The 4,365-nt window shown below is 66.4% G+C and carries 7 protein-coding genes; all 7 read left to right on the forward strand.

Annotated features, from left to right (window positions below; genetic code table 11):
- A partial coding sequence (locus tag ON44_RS33940; protein WP_218007674.1) for a helix-turn-helix domain-containing protein occupies window positions 1–291 on the forward strand: 291 nt, incomplete at its 5' end.
- Window positions 288–440, forward strand: a complete 153-nt coding sequence (locus tag ON44_RS50725) for a hypothetical protein (protein WP_157187405.1) — start codon at window positions 288–290, stop codon at window positions 438–440. The genes ON44_RS33940 and ON44_RS50725, both read left to right, overlap by 4 nt.
- Window positions 437–706, forward strand: a complete 270-nt coding sequence (locus ON44_RS33945; RefSeq protein WP_040698236.1) for a hypothetical protein — start codon at window positions 437–439, stop codon at window positions 704–706. Before ON44_RS50725 ends, ON44_RS33945 begins: the two co-directional genes overlap by 4 nt.
- Window positions 703–1,257, forward strand: coding sequence for an RRQRL motif-containing zinc-binding protein (locus tag ON44_RS47230; protein WP_051182728.1), 555 nt, complete (start codon window positions 703–705; stop codon window positions 1,255–1,257). Before ON44_RS33945 ends, ON44_RS47230 begins: the two co-directional genes overlap by 4 nt.
- The gene (locus ON44_RS33955; RefSeq protein WP_040698239.1) at window positions 1,254–2,033 is read left to right on the forward strand and encodes a hypothetical protein; all 780 of its coding nucleotides are present in this window, start codon (window positions 1,254–1,256) and stop codon (window positions 2,031–2,033) included. The genes ON44_RS47230 and ON44_RS33955 overlap by 4 nt, the downstream gene beginning before the upstream one ends.
- Before the next feature lie 2 nt (window positions 2,034–2,035).
- Complete coding sequence (locus ON44_RS33960; RefSeq protein WP_040698241.1) at window positions 2,036–4,153, forward strand: type IV secretory system conjugative DNA transfer family protein; 2,118 nt, start codon at window positions 2,036–2,038, stop codon at window positions 4,151–4,153.
- Between the two features lie 28 nt (window positions 4,154–4,181).
- Window positions 4,182–4,365 (forward strand): hypothetical protein (locus tag ON44_RS50730; RefSeq protein WP_157187406.1); only part of this gene is annotated, 184 nt, incomplete at its 3' end.

The raw sequence follows: 4,365 nt of genomic DNA on the forward strand, positions 1-4,365 counted from the left end.
TGTCACACTTGGAGTTGCATAGGTAACCGTGGTCACACATGGACCTCGGATTTGCTCAAGAGAGGACATCAGATGCCAAGGCCACGTAACAGCGGTTGGTCGAAAACGAACTTCGTCACGGTCAAGATCGCCGCCGAGATGATTGGGATTGCCCCCAACACATTGCGGCGATGGATCGGCGAGAAGAAGGTGTCGGCCTACCGCGTCGGAGGTCACTCCATCCGGCTCGACAGGGACGAAGTTCTCGCGCTCGTGCAGCCCGTACACGTAGTTCAGGGGCGCACGGCATGAGGCCCGCGACCGAGATCCTTGTAATCCCGCTCCTTCTGGCGCTCATCCTGTTCATCTTGTCGCCGAGCACCGTGCTGGCGGTGGTGTTCCTGGTCCTGTTGGTGGCGGCCTGGCGTCGTCGGCCACGTCGTTCGGGGTTCCAGCGATGATCGGCCCGGTTGCGAAGACGGACGCCGCCGTCGCGTCGGCGATGGGACGTGGTTTCCGTGTGCTGCCAGCGCAGGTTCAGCTGGCGCTGTTGGTGTTTGGGTTGCTGATCGGCATGGTCGGCTGCTCGGTCGCGTGGATTGATCAGCAGTCGTATGTTCCGTCGCCGAATATCTGCGCGCCGGGCCAGGAGCAGCGCACTGACTGCCAGCACGTGAATCGTGTTCCGGCGCAGACGGTGCCGACTCCGGCGGGGTGGCAGCGATGAGCGCCCCAGCCGATGACACGCAGCGTGTTGAGGGCGGCATCCCGGTTTACGACTGGCGTATGGCGCCGCCGCATTTGCGGACTCGTCGCCAGCTCGAGGCGCAGGGTTTGCGCCGCAATGGCCAGGACATCGCGGGCAAGATCCCGTTCCGCCGTTACGGCCGTGAGCAGGTAGCGCACCTGTACGACATCAATCTTGCCGCGCAGAAGCGGCAGGCGACGCCCGCGCAGCTGGCCGCTTTGGAGAAGGCGACTCGTGAGCACCAGCTGCGCGCGGCCGAGCGCCACGGCGTGGATCGCGCCGAGTTGGAGCAGGCCGGGGATCCGGGGCCTGGCTGGGCAATTGGTTCCACACCGTGCGTGGGTGTGGCGGGTTCAGAGCCCGTTTTTGCGGGTCTGATGGACCGCAGCCATGACCGTGACGACCTCGATCAGGCCGGTGATCCGGGCTCGGCATGGCCGCAAACCAGTGCTCTCGCGAACTACCGGCCGGGCAGTGCTTTGGCTGATGCGGTCGCGCGCAGCGCCGAACGAGAAGGGATGGACCGGTGAGCATTCGTTTGTCGCCGCGCGACATGGTGGTGCTGACAATTCTGGCCGAGATGTACGGCGCACCAGTGGATTTGGTGGCAGCCATGCTGCAGGTGTCTCAGGATCGGTCGTACCGCATCGTCCGCAAATGGATTGCGGCGGGCATGATCGCCGACACGCGGGTGACCCCGGTTCCTGGGGCGTTCTGGGTGTATCCGACCCGCACCGGCGCTGAGGCGCTGACCGGGCGGTGGGTGCGTGCGTGGGTGCCCAGACCGATGATGGCCAACCATGTTCGGACCACCCTCGAGATCCGCCTGGCCTTGGTCGGGTTGGACCTGGATCGATGGATTTCCGAGCGTGCGCTGCGGTCTGAGCAGCCGCCGACGCGGTCTGGTATGCCGCGCCCGCACATTCACGATGGCCGCTACATCACCAGCTCCGGTGAGTTGTGGGCGGTCGAGGTCGAACTGTCTCCGAAAAACCTCACGGCGGCGAAGTCCGCGATGGCGCAAGCGGTGCAGGCCGCCCGAGCCGCGGATTGCGCCGGGGTCACCTACTACTGCCGAGGCGAGGCGGTCAAGAACGTAATCCGTTCTGCGGCTGGTGCTTTGGACCTCTCGGATGGCCCGAAGGTTCGTCTCGCCGATGTAGACGAACTGCTGGCTTCTCCTTCGGCTCCGCGACCCGAGCTCCGGGTGATCGAGGGCGGAGCCTCTGATCACGAAATCCCCCAGGCCACAGAGCCTGACGAAGAAACCCAGGTCACAGACCCCGATGAAGGAAAGGCGGTCTGATCATGACCTGCTCTCCGATGATCACCCCGGGCGATTGCGCCCCGTACGCGCCGACACCGGCCGCATCTGCAACACCGACACCGACGCCCGCGCCGGGGATTCATGTCGAGCCGAAGATGCCCCCGATCGGGTTGCATCACGACCCGCTGGGTTGGCTGCCGGACTTCTCGTCCTGGAGCTGGGACAGCGTCGGTGACGGCGCGCTGCTGGGTGCTGCGGTGCTGGTGACGGTGCTGCTGGGCACGGTGGCGATTCTGGTTCCCGCGGCGTTGCTGGGGTGGAAGCCGCAGCGGTTGCGGAACTGGTTGTTCGGCAGCGTCCTGGTGATGCCGGGTGCGGCGGCGTTGTGGGCGTGGGATGTGTTCGCCCCGGTCCGTGACTTCGCCCAGGCCGCAACCGATTTCATGGCTGGCCAGTACGTCGGCGGGTTGTTGGGTATGGCGTCGCTGCTGATCCCGGCAGCGTGGCTGACCGCGACCCTCGCCCACACCAACCGGCGCGTGCAGCTGGCCACGGTCGGGTTGAAGTCCCCGGCCCGCACAGAGCGGGCACTGCATATGCAGGCCCAGCGTGAGCAGCGTGCCGCTACCCGGTTGGCGCGCCGACGCCTGCCGTTCACGACCGGTGGACTGAACCCGGAGTTGGTGATCGGGCGTTTGGCGGTCGAATGCGACCAGGCCCCGCCGCGTTCGGTGCTGCGGTCGTTGACCGGGCGCACCGAAACCCGGTTGATCCTGCCGTGGATCAACGTCGCCGAGCACATGAGCACCGTCGCCTCCAGCGGTTCGGGCAAGACCACGCTGATGGTGCGGGTGCTGGTGTCGTGGTTCGTCACGACCTGGACGCGGCATCGGCAGTGGTGGCGCCTGGATCGTCCCGGCCGGCCGTTGGTCATCGTCGTGGACTGCAACGGCGGACCGGAGTCCCGCAAGGTCGCAGCCCGCATGCGGAAGTGGTTCGCCGCGTTGGGTGTCCAGTCCGACCGGATCGGCACCTTCCCCGATGACGTGTCGCTGGGCATGTGGCCGCGCGACTTCGAGAAGAAGTCGGAAGCGGAGCAGAAGGCCATCGTGGCGGATCTGCGGTCGATCCTCTCGGCGATGGTCTCCGGCGGGTCGACACCGACCACCGACACCGAGAAGTACTTCCACGAGATCCGCGAGACCCTGATCCACCTGATCGTGGACGCCCCGGCCCGGATCGAGCTGATCGACGGGATCCCGACCCCGATCGGGCACAACCCGCCCCGGTCCTGGATCGAGTTCCTGTCGCGGTGCAACCCCGAGCGGCTGGCGAAGCTGTGGGGCGGACAGATCGGCGTGACGCCGTGGACCGGCGTTCCGGGTGTGGAGATGGAGATCGGCTCCACTCTCGATGGCAAGCAGCCGGTGATGAACTCGGCGCGGGCGGAGTTCTCGAACCTGTACCGGGCGTTGGGTGATGCGTTCGACGGCGACAAGGCGCTGACCGATTTCGACGCCCTCTACATCGTCCTGGAAGGCGTCAAAACGCCGGATCGTGCTCGTGCCCAGTTCGGGGCGCTCGGCACGATGTTCGAGCAGCTCGCCGACAAGCCGCACGGCCGCACATCGCTGATGGTCGTGGACGAATTCAGCGCGGTTTCCGATGGCAAGACCCGCGCGGTCAAGTGGGTGGAGCGCCTGCGTAAGGCCGGTATCGGCACGTGGTGGATCGCGCAGTCCTGGGAGGGCTTGGGCCACGATGACGACAACCGTTCGGCTCTGGTCGCCGCCGCCTCGGGTGGCTCGCTGCTGATGCGGTCCCCGGATCCGGAGACCCTCGCCAAGAAGTACGGCACCCGCCCGAAGTTCGAGCTGTCGCGCAAGTTGATCAGCGGCAACCGTGACGGTGACGAGGGCAATGTCCAGTCCTCGGATCAGTTCCTGATTCCGCCGAACCGGTTGCGCGCCATGAAGAAGGGCGACGTGGTGCAGGTCAGCAATGGCCGCGCCCGCTTCGGCTTCATCTCACAGCTGGTCGACGCCGAACTCAAGCGCATGCGCCCGCTGCCTGGCCTGGACCGCTTCACCGGCCCCGACACCAACACCGCCGACGCCCTGGCGCCGGTGATCGACCTGCCCAAGCGCCGCCCGGCGTAATCCCGTTTACCGCAAGGAGATTCAGATCATGGCTATGCCCAACCCAATCGATCCGGAAGACCACGGCGAGGACCTGGGAGGCCGCCCCGCCGCCGAGGCGGCCCGCGAGCAGCAGATCCTCGAAGCGCTCACCGCGGACATGGAAGGCACCGCCGCCGAGAAGCTCGCCCAGCAACTGGTGCCGGTCGTTCCGGACGGCGGAACGGTGGGGC

Source organism: Nocardia vinacea NBRC 16497, from assembly GCF_000308835.1.
GTDB lineage: Bacteria > Actinomycetota > Actinomycetes > Mycobacteriales > Mycobacteriaceae > Nocardia > Nocardia vinacea.